We start from the raw sequence: 19,037 nt of genomic DNA, 5'->3' as shown, positions 1-19,037 counted from the left end.
TCCCCACCCCCGCCGCCCGCCGCGTCGCGCTCGCCGGGCACTGCGCGGAGCTCTTCGGCTTCACCCCGCTCGACAGCATCGACCTCGACCTGCCGGTCGCCGGCGTGCGCGGGGTGGCGTACGTCCTTCCCGAGCCGACCAGCCCCGCCCACCGGGCCGGACACCGCGTCCACCTCAAGGGCATGCTGCTGACCGACCGGGCCGACAACCTGCTGCCGGACTGGGCCTTCTTCGTCCGCGCCGTCCTCGACACGGACACCCTGCGGCCCACTGCCTCCCGGGAGAACCTCTACGACGACGAGACCCTGGCCGCCGTACGGGAGGCCCTCGGCGCCCGCGTCCGCGGCTGGCTCGCCGAGCTCGCGGCGAGCGACCCGGAGCGCCTGGCCGCCTTCCTGCGCGTCCACCACCTCGGTGTGAAGTCCATGGCCCGGCACGACTCCGAACTGCTCGGGCTGATGCTGCCGTGGCTGCCGTTCGAGACCAGCGACGGTTCCATGAGCCTGCAGGAGTTCGCGGCCGCCCACACGGACATCCACTTCACGCGCACCGTCGAGGAGTTCCGCCAGATCGCACCGATCGCAGCGGCCCACGGGCTCGGCGTCATCAACGCCGGCTACACCTACGACGCGGACCTGCTGGCCCTGCTGCCCACCGTACGGCCCGAGCTCAAGGTCACCGAGCTGGACGCCGGAGCCGTCACCGAGCGGCTGGACCCGGTGGCGACCTCCGCCGAACTGGAGCTCGCCGCCTTCCTGGCCACCGCGCGCACCCGCCTGGAACCCCAGGGCTGCGACGTGGTGCTGCGCGCCTTCCAGCCCGTCGCCGTCCCCGCGCTCTACCTCGACGACCGCCAGGCCCGCCAGGAGCGCGACCGCACCGCCGCGCTGGAGAGCGCCGACTCCCTGTGGAGCGGCATCCTCGGCGCGCTGCGGGGCTCCGCGCCGCGCGCCCGGCTGGTCCTCAACCACAACAATCCGCTGATCCGGCGGATCGCCGCCCTTCCCGACGAGGCGCTGACCGGCACCGCCGTCGAATCGCTGTACGGGCAGGCCCTGCTGATGTCGCAGCGGCCGCTGCGCCCCGCCGACTCCACCCTGCTCAACCGGGCCTTCCTCGGACTCCTGGAATGGGCGACGCACTCCACCGACGCCCGCGATGCCCAGGAGGACCAGAAGTGACGACGCTGACGCGCGAGGAGATCGTGCGGGGTCTGGCGGAGAACCGCGAAGCGCCGAACGGCGCCGCGCGCAACGCGCACGCCGAGGCCCTGGCCGGTGCGGCGGAGACGAACGGCGACCGCGCGCTGTTCCGCGAAGCCCTCGACAACCTGATCAACGCGTATCTCTACAGCTCCGAGTCGTCGAAGATGCTGGTGCCCTTCGCACGGCTCCTCCAGGAGTACGACAAGGACCCGGGCGCCTTCTCCGAATGGGACGCCCACTCCCTGTTCTGGCAGTTCAAGTGGGTGGCCTCGGCCATCTCCGACTCCCCCGGGATCCCGCTGGAGTCGGCCGCCGGCTGGCTGGACGAGATGGAGCGCCGCTACCGGATCGCGGGCTACAGCGAGCGGCCCGTCCGCGAGGCCGAGCTGTGGCTCGCCCATGTGACCGGTGAGGACGAGCGCGCCGAGCGGGCCTTCCGGCGCTGGCTGGCCGCTGAGCGCGACGACATGAGCGACTGCCAGGCCTGCGAGCTCAACGGCCAGGGCCAGTACGCCGTCGTGCAGGGCGACGACACGGAGGCACTGGAGCTGTGGAAGCCCGTGCTCACGGGTGAGCTGGTCTGCGCCGAAGAGCCGCACCGGGTCCTGGCCACCTCGCTGCTGCCGCTGCTGCGGCTCGGCCGGGCCGACGAGGCGCGCGCGAACCACCTGCGCGGCTACCGCATGGCGCGCGGCAACGAGAGCCTGCTGCCGTCGGTCGGCAGGCACATCGAGTTCTGCGCACTCACCGGCAACGAGTCGCGCGGCCTGGAGATCCTGGCCGAGCACGCCGCCCTTGTGGCGCCGCTCGCCAATCTCGACGACCGGCTGTCCTTCCACGGCGGCATCCTCGTGCTGCTGCGCCGTCTGGAAGAGCTGGGGCACGGCCGGAGCCCGGCCGTCCCCTACGAGGGAACCCCGCGTACGGTCTCCGAGCTGTACGAGGTGCTCCACGCGGGCTGCCTCGACATCGCCCGGCAGTTCGACGCGCGCAACCGCACGACCCGGGTCTCGGACCGCTTCCTCGCGCGGGTGGGTCGGGAGCCGCTGGTGGGCACCCTGCCGCTGGGGGTGCGCAGTGCGGAACTGCCCCGGACGGACGCGGTCCGTGCCACTGCCACCGCCGGCGCCACTGCCCCCACCGCTTCTGCCTCCGCCGTCCCCGCGCCGGTCGTGGCGCCCACCGGGTTCACCGAGCTCGTGGAGCGGGCCCGCGGCGCCCGCGACGTGGGTCATCCGGGTGCGGACGCGCTGTGGGCCGAGGTGGCCGTACGGGTGGACGGGCAACCGGATCCCGATCCGCTGGTCCGCGCCGACCTCGCGGACCAGCAGGCCCTGGCCGCCGCGCGGCGCGGGACCGAGGAGGCACCGCAGCTCCTGGCCGAGGTCCGCGACGGCTACCGGGCGCTGGGCCGGGCGGAGCGCGCGGCGCTCGCCGAGCTGCGGATGGCCAGCGTGGCCGCGCAATCGGGGGCCGCACCCGCCCGGATCCGGGAGCTGCTGCGGATCGCCCTGCGGTCCGCCGAAGCACTGGACGCCACCGAACCGTTGCGGCTCCGGCGGATCGCGCTCGCGGAACTGTCGGCGATCCGGGTGGAGTCGTACCTGCGCTCGGTCGAGGCGGCCGGCCCGGCCGACCACCACCAGGACCACCACCACGGCGGGGACCAGGAGCACGCCCACGGTGAGCTCGCCGCCGAACTGACCGCCTTCGTCTCCGCCTACGAGGACGGCGCGGCGGACCTGGTCGCGGAGGCCGAGGAGATGCTGGGCCGGGTGGCCCTCGCACAGGGAGACCCGGAGCGGGCCGTGCCGCTGCTCGCGACGTCCGCCGCGCGGGCGGTCGCCGCCGGCCGCCCGTGGCAGGCCGTGGACCCGCTGGTGCTGCAGGCCGGCGTGCTGATGTCGCTGGACCGGCCCGAGGAGGCGGAGGAAGCCGCGCGAGCCGGGCTGGAGCACGCGGCCGAGCTGACCGACGCCGAGGCCCAGGGCGTCGTACGGCTGACCCTCGCGGACATCCTGCTGCGACGGGGCGACGCGGCGCAGGAGGCCGCTGCGCTCGCGCTCGCGGGAGCCCACTGGTTCGACCAGGCCGGACTCACCGCGGACGGCGGGGCGCAGGCCCGGCTGCTGCTGGCCCGCGCCTACGCGCGGGAGGAAAGGGCCGCCGAGGCCGCGGAGGTCCTGCAGTCGGCACTGCCGGATCTGCTGGAGCACGGCGACCAGCAGGCGGTGTTCGTACGGGAGTTCCTGGGCGACCTGCTGCGCCGGCTGAACGAGCCGCGGCCGGCCGCGGAGCAGTACCTGCTGGCGGCGGAGGTGACCAAGGGCTGGGAGGATCCGCGCCCGCAGGCGAGCCTCGCCCAGTCGGCTGCCGACACCCTGTCCGACGCGGGGCTGGCCGCGGAGGCGGTCGCCGCCTACGAACGGGCCCTGGAGCTGCACCGGCTGACGGGCGAGGCCCCGGTCGCCGAGGTGCGGGTGCTGCGCTCCCTGGCCTGGCTGGGCCTGCGCGAGGAGGTCACGGCCACGGCGGTGGAGCAGGCCCGGGGCCGGATGGCAGAGGCCGCCGAAGTGCTGGAGGCCGCCTTGGCCGCGGATCCCGGCGCCCCTGAGCTGCGCTCCGAACTCGCCCAGACCTGGCACCAGCTGGCGCAGGTGCTCGACCGGCACGTCAGCACGAACGAGCAGGCGGCCGAGGACGAGGTCCCTGCCGACGCCGGCCCGGGCGAGGCTCCGGCGGCCCGGCTGAGCCGCGAGGAGGCCGACGCGCTGCGCCTGGAGGAGATCGATCTGTGGGACCGGGCCGGCCGGGCCTACGCCGCGCTCGGCCCCGACCATCTCCGGGACCGGTTCCAGTGCCTGAACAACGCGGCCTGGACGGAGCACGAGCGGGGCGACGCAAAAGCGGGCGCCGCGCGTGTCTCCACGCTGATCGACGAGGTGCGGGCGCTGCCCGAGGACGAGCTGCCCGACTGGCTCCTGCCCTCGGCGGAGCGCCTCCTCGCGCAGCTGAACGACGGCGTGTAGGGCGTCGGTCGTCGCCGCTCCGGTGCGCAGCGGCGACGACCGGCGATCAGCTGCCGAGCTGCGACAGGGCCTCGGTGGCGATCTTCTCGAAGACGGCCTCGTCGGCGGCGAAGTCGGAGTCCGGGATCGGCGCGTGGATCACCAGTTCGGTGAAGCCGAGCTCGCGGTGGCGGCCGGCGAAGTCGACGAAGGCGTCCACGGACTCCAGCACGGTGTTGGCCTCGGGAGTGAAGCCGGTCAGCAGGATCTTCTCCATGGGCTCGGGATCCCTCCCGATCTCCACGAAGGCCTTGTCGAGCCGTTCGAGCTGCCCGCGCAGGGCCTCCAGCGACTGCTCGGGCGTGCCCTCCTCGAAGAGCTTCGGGTCGCCCGTCGTCACCCAGGCCTGGCCGTGCCGGGCAGCGAGCCGCAGACCGCGCGGCCCGATCGCGGCGACGGCGAAAGGCAGCCGCGGCCCCTGCACACAGCCGGGGAGGTTACGGGCCTCCTCGGCGGAGTAGAAGGTGCCCTCGTGGCTCACCGCGCCCTCGGTCAGCAACCGGTCCAGCAGCGGCACGAACTCGGCGAAGCGGTCGGCGCGCTCACGCGGGGACCAGGCCTCCTGGCCCAGCGCGGTCGCGTCGAAGCCGTTGCCGCCGGCTCCGATGCCGAGGGTGATGCGGCCGCCGGAGATGTCGTCCAGGGAGATGAGCTCCTTGGCGAGGGTCACCGGGTGGCGGAAGTTCGGCGAGGTGACGAGCGTGCCCAGGCGCAGCCGCTCGGTGGCGGCGGCCGCCGCGGTCAGGGTGGGCAGCGCACCGAACCACGGGCCGTCACGGAAGGTCCGCCAGGACAGGTGGTCGTAGGTGTAGGCGGTGTGGAAACCGAGCTGCTCAGCCCGGAGCCACTGATCGCGGCCTCCCTCGTGCCATCGACGTACCGGAAGGATCACCGTGCTCAGACGCAGACTCATACGTCGAGCCTACGGCGAGGCGATGTTTCACGTGAAACATCGCCCGGCGCGACAGCCGAACCCGATCATGGTCCGGCCGTCCCCGGTCATGGGCGAAGATGGAGCCGTGACCTCGGCTCCCCAGCGCCCGGACGGGCCAACCCCCATGCCCCGGCTCATCGCCACCGACCTCGACGGCACCCTGCTGCGCGACGACAAATCCGTCTCGCCGCGCACCGTCGCTGCGCTCGCCGCCGCCGAGGAGGCCGGGATCGAGGTCTTCTTCGTCACCGGACGCCCGGCCCGCTGGATGGACGTGGTCAGCGACCACGTCCACGGGCACGGCCTCGCGATCTGCGCCAATGGCGCGGCAGTGGTCGACCTGCATGCCGGACGGGAGTTCGTGCAGGTCAGGTCCCTCCCGCGGGCCGCCGCACTCGCCGTCGTCGATGCCCTGCGGACCGCCGCACCCGGCACGTCCTTCGCGGTCGAGCTGACCACCGGCATCAACTACGAGCCGGCGTACCCGCCCTTCTTCAAGGACCCGGCCGCCAAGATCGCCACGGCCGAGGAGCTGCTGAAGGAAAACGGGGGCGCGGCGCCCGTGCTCAAGCTGCTGGCGCACCACTCCGAGCTCACCCCGGACGAGTTCCTGACGCTGGCCCGCTCCGCCGCCGGCGAGTACGCGTCGATCACCCGCTCCAGTCCGACCGCCCTGCTGGAGATCAGCGGGCACGGCGTCTCCAAGGCCAGCACGCTGGCGCTGTGCTGCACCCAGCGGGGCATCTCGCCCTCCGAGGTCGTCGCCTTCGGGGACATGCCGAACGACGTGGAGATGCTCAGCTGGGCCGGCACCTCGTACGCGATGGGCAACGCCCACCCGGACGTGATCGCGGCCGCGTCCGGCCGTACGGTCGCCAACAACGAGGACGGGGTCGCCCTCGTCATCGAGCGGATCCTGGCCGAACGCATCGCCCGGCAGCAGGCCTGATCAGCGGGCCCCGGCACCGGGGCCCGCACAGCAGGTCGCAGCAGCGGGACGCGGCAGCAGGCGCCTTCACCTCAGAGCGGGGCCTCCCACACCAGGGTGGTCCCGCCGCCGTCCTCGCCGATGCCCGGGCCGTACGAGCTCGCGCCGCCCAGCGACTCGGCCCGTCGCCGCAGATTGCGCAGCCCGCTGCGCCGGCCCCCGTCGGAGATGCCCACCCCGTCGTCGGCGACCTCCAGCCGGACCCCGGGACGGCCGTCGGCGAGGGTGACGGTGGAGTCGAGGACCACCTCGATCCGGGACGCGTCGGCATGGCGGAAGGCATTGGACAGGGCCTCGCGCAGGGCGGCGATCAGGTTCTTGCCGACCAGCTCGTCGACGACGGTGTCGATCGGTCCGAGGAAGCGGTGCGCGGGCTTGAAGCCCAGGGGCACGGCAGCCATGTTGATCTCCCGCAGCACCCGGGTGCGCAATCCGGCCGGGGCCTCCGCCGGGCCCTGCTGGAGGGCGAAGATCGCGGTGCGGATCTCCTGGATCGTCACGTCCAGTTCGTCCACGGCCTTGCCGACGCCGTCGCGGACCTCGGGAACGATGGACCGGCGCTGCGCGCCCTCCAGCATCATCCCGGTGGCGAACAGCCGCTGGATGACCAGGTCGTGCAGGTCGCGTGCGATCCGGTCGCGGTCCTCGAACACGGCCAGCCGCTCACGGTCGCGCTGTGCCTCGGCCATCATCAGGGCGAGCGCCGCCTGCGAGGCGAACTGGGTGGCCAGGGTCCGCTCGGCCTCGCTGAAGGGCCGCTCGCCGCGCGCCCTGGGGGCGACCAGCGCGCCCAGCACCCGCCCGCCGCTGTGCAGGGGCAGCATCATGCAAGGCCCGTACTGGCTGGTCAGCTTGCTGATCATGCGGGGGTCGGACGCGGCGTCGTCCACGAACACCGGCTCGCCGTGCAACAGGCTGGTCACCACCGGACTCTCGGCCGGGATCACCACTCCGAGCGAGGTGGCCGGGTTCTCGGCCGAGACGGCGACGATCTCCATCCCGCCGTCCTCGGCCGGCAGCATGACGATCCCCGCGGAGGAGTCGGCCAGCCGGCGGGCCTGCTCCGCCACCACCACGAGGGCGTCGTCCGCGTCCCCACCCGACAGGAGGGCGGTGGTGACAGCCACCGAGCCGTCGATCCAGCGCTCGCGCTGGGTGGCGGCCTCGTACAGCCTGGCGTTGCCGATGGCGATGCCCGCCTCGGTGGCCAGCACCCGGACCATGTGGACGTCGGAGTCGTTGAACTCGCCGCCGCCGCTCTTCTCGGCGAGGTACAGATTGCCGAAGATCTCCCCCTGCACCCGGATCGGGACGCCGAGGAACGTCTTCATGGGCGGGTGGTGCGCCGGGAAGCCCGCGGAGCGCGGATCCTTCGTCAGATCGGCGAGCCGCACGGTGTCCGAGTGCGCGATCAACGCTCCGAGCAGGCCCCGCTTGCCGTCCGGCCGGTGCCCGATCTTCCGGGCCAGCTCGGAGCTGACCCCGTGGGTGACGAAGTCCGAGAGCCCGCGCCCCTCCGTGTCGACGACGCCGATCGCCGCGTAGCGGGCGCCCGCGAGCTCGGCCGCGGTCTCGCAGATGCGGTCCAGCGTGGAGTGCAGTTCGAGGCCGGTCCCGACCGACCGCATCGCCTCCAGCAGTTGCGGTACCCGGGCCGTGAGCTCCGTGGACAGGCCCTGCAGGCTCCTGGTGGCCTCGGTGGCGGCCACCAGCGGGTCCGGCGTCACCGGCACGACCGGCACGACCGGTGTGGCCGGCGGGGCCGGTGTGGCCGGTGTGGCCGGCGAGGGATCCGGCAGGGGATCCGACGAATCCGGCGACTGTTGCGACTGCTGCGCTGACATGCTCTTGAGACTAGTTAGTCCCCATTAGAGGGGAAAGTTGGCCATAGTCCCGTCCGTGGCCCTTTCCCGCTCCAGCAGGCGCCGCAGCGGTCCCTCGGCCGAGGCCAGCTCCGCGTACGCGCCGCGCTGCACGACCTCGCCGCGGTCCAGCACGAGCACCTCGTCGACGGCCTCCAGTCCGGCCAGCCGGTGCGTGATCAGCACGGTGGTCCTGCCCTCGGTCGCGGCCAGCAGGTCCGCCGTCAGGGCGTCGGCCGTGGCCAGGTCCAGGTGCTCGGCCGGCTCGTCCAGGACCAGTACGGGGAAGTCCGCGAGCAAGGCGCGGGCCAGGGCGAGGCGCTGGCGCTGACCGCCCGAGATCCGCTCGCCGTGCTCACCGACCAGGGTGTCCAGACCGTCCGGAAGGCCGTCGGCCCACTCCAGCAGCCGGGCCGCGGCCAGTGCGTCCCGCAGTTGTTCCTCGCTCGCCCCGGTCCGGGCGAGGCGCAGGTTCTCCCGCACCGAGCTGTCGAAGATGTGCGCGTCCTGGGCGCACAGGCCCACGAGCGCCCGCACGTCGTCGCCGTCGAGGGTGCGCGCGTCCGTCCCGCTCAGGGTGTACGCGCCCTCGCCCGGCTCCAGGAACCGGAGCATGACCTGGGCCAGTGTCGTCTTGCCGGAGCCCGAGGGACCGACGACGGCGATGCGGCGGCCGGCCTCCAGGGTCAGGTCCAGCCCGCGCAGGGCGTCACGGTCCTGGCCGGGGTGGCGGGCGGCGAGCCCCGTCAGCTGCAGTGGGAAGGGCGAAGCGGGCGGCGCGGCGGGCCGCTCCGGCTCGGCGACCGGGACCGGCGCGTCGATGACCTCGTAGACCCGCTCGGCGCTACGGCGCACCCGCTGGCGGTACTGGACGGCGAGCGGCAGTCCGTTCACCGCCTCGAAGGCGGCGAGCGGTGTCAGGACCGCGACGGCCATGGCCACCCCGGACAGCCGTCCGTCGTGGACGGCGTTCGCGGCGACGGCCGCGGCGGCCACCACGGTGAGCCCGCACACGAGGGCGGACAGCCCGCCGCCCAGCCCGCTCGCGGCGGCGCCCCGCGCGGCGATGCGGGTCAGCAGGCCGTCGCTCTCCCGCGCCCGGCCCTTGCGGTCCTCCAGGGCGCCGGCCACGGTCAACTCCGCGGTACCGGTCAGCAGATCGGCCACCCTGCTGGCGAGCTCGCCCCGGGCGGGTGCGAGCCTGCGCTCCGCCCGGCGGGCGCAGGCACCGCTGACCAGGGGCACGCCGATACCGGCGGCGAGCAGCCCGGCGGCGAGCACGGCCCCGGCCTCGGGCAGCAGCCAGGTGGTGAAGGCGACCGAGCCGGTACCGACGAGCACCGCGGTGCCGACCGGCAGCAGCCAGCGGAGCCAGTAGTCCTGCAGGGCGTCCGCGTCGGCCACCAGCCGGGCCAGGAGGTCCCCGCGCCGGTGCTCGCGCAGCCCGGCGGGCGCGATGCGCTCCAGTCGCCGGTACACCGATACCCGCAGGTCGGCGAGCATCCGCAGCACGGCGTCGTGGGAGACGAGCCGCTCCGCGTAACGGAAGACGGCGCGGCCCATCCCGAAGGCCCGGGTGGCGGTGACGGCCACCATCAGATAGAGCACGGGGGGCTGTTCGGAGGCCCGCGAGATCAGCCAGCCGGACACGGCCATCAGGCCGACGCTGCACCCGACGGCCAGTGCGCCGAGCAACAGCCCGAGCCTGAACCGTCCCTGCCAGGCCCTGGCCACCGCCCGTACCCGGCGCAGCGGATCGGCCCCGCCCGTGTCGGTCCCGCCGCCGGCCCGCGCCCGCTCGGGTGCGGCACCGAGGATCCACTCCCCGGCATCCGGGTCGCGGTCGCCGGGGGAGCGGCCGTCGGCCCCGTCCCGGAAAGCGCCTCCCTGGGGGAGCACCCCCTCGAGGTCCAGCCCCTCAAGAGTCGGCCGTTCGAGGTCCGGCCCCTGGGGAAGCGCGCCCGCGGGAAGCAGCCCCGCGGGTAGCAGCCCCTCGAAGCGGTGCCCGTCGGCGTGCAGCTCCGCGGGCCCGCCCCCCGCCGCCATGGGGACCACCCGGTCCGCGACCGCCAGCAGCGCCGGCCGGTGCACGACCAGCAGTACGGTCCGCCCGGCGGAAAGCCGCCGGACCGCGTCCACGATCCCGGCCTCGGTCTCCCCGTCCAGGGCCGCCGTCGGCTCGTCCAGCAGCAGCACGGGCCGGTCCGCGAGGAAGGCCCTGGCCAGGGCCAGCCGCTGCCGTTGCCCCGCGGACAGTCCCACGCCGCCCTCGCCGAGCAGGGTCTGCGCCCCGCGCGGCAGCGCGGTCACGAACTCCCAGGCCCCGGCGTCCTTCAGAGCCGCGGTCACTTCGCTTTCGGAGGCGTCCGCGCGGGCCAGCCGTACGTTCTCGGCGATCGTGCCGGCGAACAGGTGCGGCCGCTGCGGCACCCACGCGATCCGCTCCCGCCAGTGCTCCGGCGCCAGGTCGGCCAGGTCCACCCCCGCGATCCGTACCCGCCCCGCGGTCGGCGTCACGAACCCGAGCAGCACCTGGAGCAGCGTGGACTTGCCCGCGCCGCTCGGACCGGTGAGGGCCACGCACTCCCCCGGCGCGACCGTCAGCGAGACCGGCCCGGGCGAGTCCTCGCCCCGGCCCTCGTAGCGGACGGCGACCCCGTCGATCTCGATCCGCAAGGCCGCGTCGCCGGGCAGCTCCGCCGCCCCGGCCGGCCCCGTGGCGGGGGTCTCCAGGATCTCGAAGATCTCCTCCGCGGCCGCGAGTCCTTCCGCGGCCGCGTGGTACTGCGCCCCCACCTGCCTGAGCGGCAGGTACGCCTCGGGCGCCAGGATCAGGATGACCAGGCCGGTGTAGAGGTCCAGTTCACCGTGGACCAGTCGCATGCCGATGGTCACGGCGACCAGTGCGACCGACAGGGTCGCCAGCAGTTCCAGCGCGAACGAGGAGAGGAAGGCGATGCGCAGGGTCCGCATCGTCGCGCGCCGGTAGTCGTCGGTGATCTTGCGGATGGATCCGGCCTGCGCCTTGGCCCGGCCGAAGACCTTCAGCGTGGGAAGGCCGGCCACCACGTCGAGGAAGTGCCCCGACAGCCGGGACAGGAGCCGCCACTGCCGGTCCATCCGGGACTGGGTGGCCATGCCGATCAGCACCATGAACACGGGGATCAGGGGGAGCGTGACCACGATGATGGCCGCCGACACCCAGTCCTCGGTGACGATGCGGGCGAGCACCGCCACCGGCACGACCACCGCGAGCCCCAGCTGGGGCAGGTAACGGGAGAAGTAGTCGTCGAGCGCGTCCACACCTCGGGTGGCCAGGGACACCAGGGATCCGGTCTTCTGCCCGGTGAGCCGGCCGGGGCCGAGGTCCGCGGCCCGGTCCAGCAGCCGGCCCCGCAGTTCCGACTTGACCGCCGCGCTGGCGCGGTGCGCGGCCAGCTCGGTCAGCCAGGCGACCAGGCCGCGTCCGAGCGCCACCGCCGCGAGCAGCAGCAGCGGCGTCCGGAGCGCTTCGCCGCCCAGCCCCTTTTCGAAGGCACCTACCACGATCTCGGCGATCAGCATCGCCTGACCGACGACCAGCCCCGCCCCGACGAGCCCCAGGGCCACCACCGCGCCCAGGAAGAGGCGGGTGGAGCGGGCGTACCGGAGCAGGCGCGGGTCGATCGGTTTCACGTGAAACATCCCCCAGGGGAGGGTCGGTCGGAGGAACGGGCCGGGTGGCGCGGGAACTCAGTGCACGTCGACGATGTGCTGCGTACCGATCCGCTTGCGGAACACCCAGTACGTCCAGCCCTGGTAGAGGAGGACCAGCGGGGTGGCCACTGCCGCGCACCAGGTCATGATCTTCAAGGTGTACGGGCTGGACGAGGCATTGGTGACCGTGAGGTTCCAGGAGTCGTTCAGCGAGGACGGCATGACGTTCGGGAAGAGCGTCAGGAAGAGCATCGCGACGGCCGCGGCGATGGTGACCCCGGACAGTGCGAACGACCAGCCCTCGCGGCCCTTCAGGTTGGTGGCGAGCGCTCCGAGCAGTGCCGGCACGGCGACGGCCATGGCGATCAGGCTCTTGCCGTCGCCGCGGGAGACCTGGGTCCAGATCAGGAAGACCAGGGCCAGCACGGCGGTGGCGACGCCCAGGCCGGTCGCCAGCTTCCGCGAGCGGTCCCGTATGTCACCGACCGTCTTGAGCGAGGTGAAGACCGCGCCGTGGAAGGTGAAGAGGGTGAGGGTGACCAGTCCGCCCAGGATCGAGTAGACGTTGAGCAGGTCGAAGAGGGTGCCGACGTACTCCATGTTCTCGTCGATCTTCACGCCCCGGACGATGTTGGCGAACGCCACGCCCCACAGGAACGCCGGGATCAGCGAGGTCCAGAAGATCGCGTGTTCCCAGTTGGTCTGCCACCGGTCCTCGGGGCGCTTGTGCCGGTACTCGAAGGCGACGCCGCGGATGATGAGGCAGACCAGGATGAGCAGCAGCGGCAGGTAGAAGCCGGAGAAGAGGGTGGCGTACCACTCGGGGAAGGCGGCGAAGGTCGCACCGCCCGCCGTGAGCAGCCAGACCTCGTTGCCGTCCCACACGGGCCCGATGGTGTTGATCAGGACCCGCTTCTCCGTACGGTCGCGGGCGAGCAGCTTGGTCAGTACGCCGACTCCGAAGTCGAAGCCCTCCAGAAAGAAGTAGCCGGTCCACAGGACGGCGATGAGTACGAACCAGACGTCGTGGAGTTGCATGGTGCGGTCTCCTCAGCCTCAGTACGAGAAGGCCATCGGCCGGTCGGGGTTCTTGTCGTCCCCGCCGATCTTGGTGGGCGGGTTGAGATCGGCCTCGGTGAGCTCGGGCGGTCCGGCCTTGACGTACTTGACGAGGAGCCGGACCTCGATGACGGCGAGCACTGCGTAGAGGAGGGTGAAGCCGATCATCGAGGTGAGCACCTCGGCCTGGGAGACGTTCGGCGAGACCGCGTCCCGGGTGCGCAGGACTCCGTAGACCACCCAGGGCTGCCGGCCCATCTCGGTGAAGATCCAGCCCCAGGAGTTGGCGATGAGCGGGAAGCCCATCGTCCAGAGCGCGACGATCCAGTACAGGTTGGCGAACTTCGGGCTCAGCGCCTTCTTGAAGAGGACCAGGTTCGGGACCTCGTCCTCCCCGGTCCGCAGACCCGGCGGCAGCATGAACTTCTTGCGGGTCAGCCACAGGCCCAGCACGCCGATGCCGAGGGAGGCCATGCCGAAGCCGATCATCCAGCGGAAGCCCCAGTAGGCGACGGGGATGTTGGGCCGGTAGTCGCCGGGGCCGAACTTCTCCTGCTCCGCCTTGTTGACGTCGTTGATGCCCGGGACGAAGGAGGTGAAGTCGTCGTTGGCCAGGAAGGACAGCAGGCCCGGGATCTCTATCGCGACCTTGTTGTGGCCCTTCTCGACGTCGCCGTAGGCGAAGACCGAGAACGGAGCCGGCGCCTCGCCGTCCCAGAGCGCCTCCGCGGCGGCCATCTTCATGGGCTGCTGCTTGAACATGACCTTGCCGAGCAGGTCACCGCTCAGGGCCGTGCCCATGCCCGCGATGATCATGACGACCAGGCCGAGCCGCAACGAGCTCCGCATCACGGGGATGTGCCTCTTGCGGGCCAGGTGGAACGCGGCGATGCCGGTCATGAACGCACCGCCCACCAGGAAGGCCGCCGTGATGGTGTGGAAGAACTGGGTGAGTGCGGTGTTCTGGGTGAGCACGAGCCAGAAGTCGGTGAGCTCGGCCCGGCCCCGCTCCTCGTTGATGCGGTAACCGACCGGGTGCTGCATCCAGGAATTGGCCGCCAGGATGAAGTAGGCGGAGAGGACGGTGCCCATGGACACCATCCAGATGCAGGCCAGGTGGATCTTCTTCGGCAGCTTGTCCCAGCCGAAGATCCACAGGCCGATGAAGGTCGACTCGAAGAAGAAGGCGATCAGCGCCTCGAAGGCCAGGGGGGCTCCGAAGATGTCGCCGACGAAGCGCGAGTAGTCGGACCAGTTCATGCCGAACTGGAACTCCTGGACGATGCCGGTGACGACGCCCATCGCGATATTGATCAAGAAAAGCTTTCCCCAGAACTTCGTGGCCCTGAGGTACTTCTCCTTCTCGGTGCGCACCCACGCGGTCTGCAGGCCGGCCGTGAGCGCGGCGAGCGAGATCGTCAGGGGTACGAAGAGGAAGTGATAGACGGTGGTGATTCCGAACTGCCATCGCGCCAGAGTCTCCGGCGCCAAAGCTAGGTCCACGTCCTCGTCTCCTTCGCGTCGCCGTGGTCACGCGGCAGCCTGCCTGTTGTGTCCCACTCAATCCGGGAGAAAGCAGGACACGCTTGTGAACGCGTTCACATTCACAAGCATTATGTCGTACCGCTGCCGGCCACCTTCAGGCGGGGTACCCCTCTAGCCAATCCATTCAACAGATTGTTGAATGCGGCTCATGCAGATACGGATTTCCTGGCCTGCGGGCCAGCTCACCGCAACCCTCGACGAGACCCCGACCAGCAAGGCGCTGGCCGAGGCCCTTCCGATCTCCGCTTCCGCGAACACCTGGGGCGAGGAGGTCTACTTCGACACCGGCGTCTCGGTGGCCCTGGAACACGACGCCCAGCAGGTCGTCGAGCCGGGCACGGTCGCGTTCTGGACCGAGGGCGACGCGCTCGCGCTGCCCTACGGCCCCACGCCCATCTCGCGCGGAGGCGAGAGCCGCCTGGCGAGCCCGTGCAACGTGCTCGGCTCGTTCGACGGCGACCCCCGCCTGCTCTCCACCGTCCGCGACGGCGATCCCATCCGCGTGGAACTGGCCTAACCGGCCCCCTAGGGTCCGGCCGCCAGGACAACCACGGCCGCCTACAGCTCCTTGAAGAACGCCTCGGCCGTGTGCAGGAAGAGGTCGTTCGCCTCGGTCTCACCGATCGTGACCCGCAGGCCCTCGCCCGCGAAGGGCCGGACCACCACACCGGCCTTCTCGCAGGCCGCCGCGAACTCGGCGGTCCGCTCCCCCAGCCGCATCCACACGAAGTTGGCCTGGGTGTCCGGCACGGTCCAGCCCTGGGCGAGCAGCGTCTCGTGCACCCGCGCACGCTCGCCCACCAGCGCCCCGACGCGGCCCATCAGCTCGTCCTCGGCGCGCAGCGAGGCCACCGCCGCGTCCTGCGCGAGCTGGCTGACGCCGAACGGCATCGCCGTCTTGCGCAGCGCCGCGGCCACCGGCTCGTGCGCGATGGCGAAGCCGACCCGCAGGCCGGCCAGGCCGTACGCCTTGGAGAACGTACGCAGCACGGCCACGTTCGGCCGGTTGCGGTAGAGCTCGACGCCGTCCGGGACGTCCGTGTCGCGCACGAACTCGCGGTACGCCTCGTCCAGGACCACCAGGACGTCCGAGGGCACCCGGTCCAGGAACCGCTCCAGCTCGGCGCGGCGCACGGCGGTGCCGGTGGGGTTGTTCGGGTTGCAGACGAAGATCAGCCGGGTCCGGTCGGTGATCGCCGCCGCCATGGCCTCCAGGTCGTGCACGTCCCCGTCGGTCAGCGGGACCTGCACCGAGGTCGCGCCCGAGATCTGCGTGAGGATCGGGTACGCCTCGAAGGAGCGCCAGGCGTAGATCACCTCGTCGCCCGGGCCGGCCGCCGCCTGGATCAGGGACTGGGCCACACCCACCGAGCCGGTGCCCGTGGCGATGTGCTCGACCGGCACCCCGAAGCGCTCGGCGAGCTCGTTCACGAGGCCGGTGCAGGCCATGTCGGGGTACCGGTTGAAGCTGCCGGCCGCCGAGACCGCGGTCTCCAGCACCCCCGGCAGCGGCGGGTACGGGTTCTCGTTCGACGACAGCTTGTACGCGACGGGCCCTCCCGCGGCAGCCGGCTTCCCGGGCTTGTACGTCGGAATGCCGTCCAGCTCGGCGCGCAGCTTCGGGCTCTTCTCGCTCACCGCAGGTCCTCCTCGACCGTCCCGTCCGACGTCGCCGTCGACTCAATACTGCTCACCTTATGAGGATTCCGCCGTTCCGAGAATGGGGGCGCCTGGAATGCGGGGGAGCGCGCGCATATATGCGCGCGCCGGTGGCCTGCGCCGTGGCGCGCGTCCCTCGTGCAGGTGAGTTGAGACCGTCCCGAGACCACAGCGTTTTGGCATGCCCGGACCCGCCGACAAGCTCCACCCTCACCCTGAGCGACCAAACACCTTCATTTCCAAGGTCATTGGGGGTGGCGAACCGTGCAGAAACGTGCCTGTCAACGGGTGCATATGCATCCGGACCACCCACCCCACCGAGCCCTACTATCGGCTCGCCATGACAGCAGCAGGGAAGCATCAGGTGAGCCGGACCGAGACCACCCGGCGGGCCGCCGGCCGACAGGGCCGGGCAGGCATCAGGGACGTGGCCGCCGCGGCGGGCGTCTCCATCACAACCGTCTCCGACGCGCTCAATGGCAAGGGACGGCTGCCGGACGCCACCCGCCGCCACGTTCGCGAGGTGGCCGACCGGCTGGGCTACCGCCCGTCGGCCGCCGCCCGCACCCTCCGTACCGGCAAGTCGGGCCTCATCGGTCTGACCGTGACGACGTACGGGGATGAACCTTTCACCTTCACCGAATTCGCCTACTTCGCCGAGATGGCCAGGGCCGCCACCTCCGCCGCGCTCGCCCGCGGCTACGCCCTCGTCATCCTCCCCGCCACCTCCCGCCACGACGTGTGGTCCAACGTCGCCCTCGACGGCACCGTCGTCATCGACCCCTCCGACCACGATCCCGTCGTCACCGAACTGGTCCGCCAAGGTCTGCCCGTGGTCTCCGACGGCCGCCCCGCAGGCTCCCTCCCCGTCACCGCCTGGGTCGACAACGACCACGAGGCCGCCGTACTCGGCCTCCTCGACCACCTCGCCGCCGCCGGCGCCCGCCGGATCGGCCTGCTGACCGGCACCACCACCGACACGTACACCCGGCTCTCCACCACCGCCTACCTCAACTGGTGCGAGCGCGTCGGCCAGGACCCCGTCTACGAGTCCTACCCCGCCCACGACCCGTGCGCGGGCGCCGTCGCCGCCGACCGGCTCCTCGCCCGACCCGACCGGCCCGACGCCGTCTACGGGCTCTTCGACCCCAACGGCACCGACCTGCTCGCCGCCGCCCGTCGCTACGGCCTGCGCGTCCCCGAGGACCTGCTGCTCGTGTGCTGCAGCGAGTCCACCGTCTACGCCAACACCGAACCGCCCATCACCACCCTCTCCCTCAAACCGCGCCGCATCGGCACCGCCGTCGTGCAGTTGCTCATCGACGCGATCGAGGGAGTGGACACCGGACGCCCCGTCGAACAGGTCGTCCCGACCGAGCTCATCATCCGTACGTCCTCGCAGCGCAGGCAGGCCCGAACGACGGTCAGCCCACCCCGTTCCCCGGCCAAGGACTGACCGCCAGACCGTCCGGTCGGCCTGCCGACGACCCGGCCGAGCATTTCAGCAACACCGAAATCGGTAGAAAGCGGTAGGAACGATCGGCTCCGCAAAGGATTCACCACCCCTGGTGCGTCACAGAGCGCGAGCCGCATTCCTATGATGGGCGCACGACATCACGGACCCTCCTCCCCGGAGGTCAGGAGGGTCCGCAGGTGTACGGCAGCGCGACGGTGGTGGAGGGGTCGATGACTCAGGGGGCCGGTCAGGGACCCGCGATGCGGACGGACACGCTGCGGGACTTCCGGGTTCCAGTCACCGAACCCGCCGCGTACGCCGTATCCGCCGGGCATCCCGGCGCCGGCGAGGCTCCCGTGTACGGCGAGTACCCGGCGTACTACGAGGACGGCACGCCGGCCGTGCCCCCGCAGCCCGGCTACGCGCCGGCGCCGGCCGCACCGCCCGCCGCACCGCCCGCCACGCCGCATGCCGCTCCGCCGGCGTCGCACCCCGTGCACGCGACGAGCCACACCCCCGAGGACGACGACTTCGAGGGCTACACCCCGACCCAACGCGACCTGCCGATCATCGGCCGCGGTGCCCTCGGCGGCCCCGGCGACACCGTGCAGGTCCAGTACGTCCCTCAGGAGGCCGCGGCCGACGGCCCCGGCCCGCTCTACGTCGTCGGCGACGTCCACGGCTACCTCGACGAGCTCGTCACCGAACTCCACGCTCAGGGCCTCATCGACGCGGAACGCCGCTGGTCCGCCGGCAACGCCCGGCTCTGGTTCCTCGGCGACTTCACCGACCGCGGCCCCGACGGCATCGGCGTCATCGACCTCGTCATGCGGCTGTCCGCCGAGGCCGCGGCGGCCGGCGGCTACTGCAAGGCCCTGATGGGCAACCACGAGCTGCTGCTCATCGGCGCCAAGCGGTTCGGCGACACCCCCGTCGTCTCCGGCGCCGGCACCGCCACCTTCCAGGCCGCGTGGCTCCTCAACGGCGGCCAGCGCTCCGACATGGAGCGCCTGCAGGACGTACACCTGCAGTGGATGTCGCGGCTGGACGCGGCCGTCCTGGAGGAGGGCCACCTGCTGCTGCACTCCGACACCACGGCCTACCTCGACTACGGCGACTCCATCGAGGACGTCAACGACACCATCCACGAGCTCCTCAACCGGGGCGACGCCGACATCACTTGGGACCTCTTCCGCAAGTTCACCAAGCGGTTCGCCTTCCGCGACGAGGGAACCGGCCCGCAGGCCGTGCGCGAACTGCTCGGCACCTACGGCGGCAGCCGCGTCGTGCACGGACACAGCCCCATCCCGTACCTGCTCGGCGAGGTGGGCACCGAGGACGGGGACGAGACGCGCGGCCCGGAGGCCGTGGACGGCCCGCACGTGTACGCGGAGGGGCTCGCCATCGCGATGGACGGCGGGGTGACGATGGCGGGCAAGCTGCTCGTCGTACAGCTGCCCTTGAACGACTGAGGTTTGTCACCACGGGGGTATTTCCGCAAAGCCCCTGTCAACCTGTGGCGTGGGCGCTCTACCATCGCTCTATCCGTAGCAGGCTCTCCTCCG

12 protein-coding genes are annotated in these 19,037 nt (G+C 72.0%); 6 read left to right on the top strand and 6 right to left on the bottom strand.

Annotated elements, in window-relative coordinates:
• Positions 1 to 1,181, top strand: a 1,181-nt coding sequence (locus PV721_RS03255) for an HSP90 family protein (protein WP_319721238.1), incomplete at its 5' end; no start/stop codon positions are given.
• Complete coding sequence (locus PV721_RS03250) at positions 1,178 to 4,234, top strand: tetratricopeptide repeat protein (protein ID WP_319721237.1); 3,057 nt, start codon at positions 1,178 to 1,180, stop codon at positions 4,232 to 4,234. The genes PV721_RS03255 and PV721_RS03250, both read left to right, overlap by 4 nt.
• Positions 4,235 to 4,280: 46 nt before the next feature.
• Here the strand turns inward: PV721_RS03250 and PV721_RS03245 are convergent, their stop codons facing one another.
• On the bottom strand, positions 4,281 to 5,186 hold the full coding sequence (locus PV721_RS03245) for an LLM class flavin-dependent oxidoreductase (RefSeq protein ID WP_319721236.1): 906 nt from the start codon (positions 5,184 to 5,186) through the stop codon (positions 4,281 to 4,283).
• Positions 5,187 to 5,274: 88 nt separating this feature from the next.
• On the opposite strand from PV721_RS03245, the gene PV721_RS03240 reads away from it, so the two are divergent.
• On the top strand, positions 5,275 to 6,156 hold the full coding sequence (locus tag PV721_RS03240; RefSeq protein WP_319721234.1) for an HAD family hydrolase: 882 nt from the start codon (positions 5,275 to 5,277) through the stop codon (positions 6,154 to 6,156).
• A 71-nt stretch (positions 6,157 to 6,227) separates the two neighbouring features.
• Here the strand turns inward: PV721_RS03240 and PV721_RS03235 are convergent, their stop codons facing one another.
• Genes PV721_RS03235 through PV721_RS03220 form a run of 4 tightly spaced genes read right to left on the bottom strand, consistent with a single transcriptional unit; the run spans position 6,228 to position 14,315 of the window.
• Entirely contained in the window at positions 6,228 to 8,039 is a 1,812-nt protein-coding gene (locus PV721_RS03235; protein WP_416371012.1) for a GAF domain-containing sensor histidine kinase, read from the bottom strand.
• A 24-nt stretch (positions 8,040 to 8,063) separates the two neighbouring features.
• On the bottom strand, positions 8,064 to 11,732 hold the full coding sequence (gene cydD / locus PV721_RS03230) for a thiol reductant ABC exporter subunit CydD (RefSeq protein WP_319721233.1): 3,669 nt from the start codon (positions 11,730 to 11,732) through the stop codon (positions 8,064 to 8,066).
• 57 nt (positions 11,733 to 11,789) lie between these two features.
• Entirely contained in the window at positions 11,790 to 12,791 is a 1,002-nt protein-coding gene (gene cydB, locus PV721_RS03225) for a cytochrome d ubiquinol oxidase subunit II (RefSeq protein ID WP_319721232.1), read from the bottom strand.
• Between the two features lie 18 nt (positions 12,792 to 12,809).
• On the bottom strand, positions 12,810 to 14,315 hold the full coding sequence (locus PV721_RS03220) for a cytochrome ubiquinol oxidase subunit I (RefSeq protein WP_319721231.1): 1,506 nt from the start codon (positions 14,313 to 14,315) through the stop codon (positions 12,810 to 12,812).
• A gap of 190 nt (positions 14,316 to 14,505) precedes the next feature.
• Here PV721_RS03220 and PV721_RS03215 point away from each other — a divergent pair, with 190 nt between their 5' ends.
• On the top strand, positions 14,506 to 14,874 hold the full coding sequence (locus PV721_RS03215) for a cyclophilin-like fold protein (protein WP_319721230.1): 369 nt from the start codon (positions 14,506 to 14,508) through the stop codon (positions 14,872 to 14,874).
• 41 nt (positions 14,875 to 14,915) lie between these two features.
• On the opposite strand, the gene hisC is transcribed toward PV721_RS03215, so the two are convergent.
• The gene (gene hisC, locus PV721_RS03210) at positions 14,916 to 15,995 is read right to left on the bottom strand and encodes a histidinol-phosphate transaminase (RefSeq protein ID WP_319721229.1); all 1,080 of its coding nucleotides are present in this window, start codon (positions 15,993 to 15,995) and stop codon (positions 14,916 to 14,918) included.
• 361 nt (positions 15,996 to 16,356) lie between these two features.
• Here hisC and PV721_RS03205 point away from each other — a divergent pair, with 361 nt between their 5' ends.
• Together PV721_RS03205 and PV721_RS03200 are read left to right on the top strand one after the other, a co-directional pair.
• On the top strand, positions 16,357 to 17,472 hold the full coding sequence (locus tag PV721_RS03205; protein ID WP_319721228.1) for a LacI family DNA-binding transcriptional regulator: 1,116 nt from the start codon (positions 16,357 to 16,359) through the stop codon (positions 17,470 to 17,472).
• Between the two features lie 230 nt (positions 17,473 to 17,702).
• Complete coding sequence (locus PV721_RS03200) at positions 17,703 to 18,944, top strand: metallophosphoesterase (RefSeq protein ID WP_319721227.1); 1,242 nt, start codon at positions 17,703 to 17,705, stop codon at positions 18,942 to 18,944.
• Positions 18,945 to 19,037 lie beyond the last annotated feature (93 nt).

The organism is Streptomyces sp. MB09-01, from assembly GCF_033794505.1.
Lineage (GTDB): Bacteria > Actinomycetota > Actinomycetes > Streptomycetales > Streptomycetaceae > Streptomyces.
Note: the sequence above shows the minus strand (reverse complement) of the source record. Positions and strands in the feature narration are given on the sequence as shown.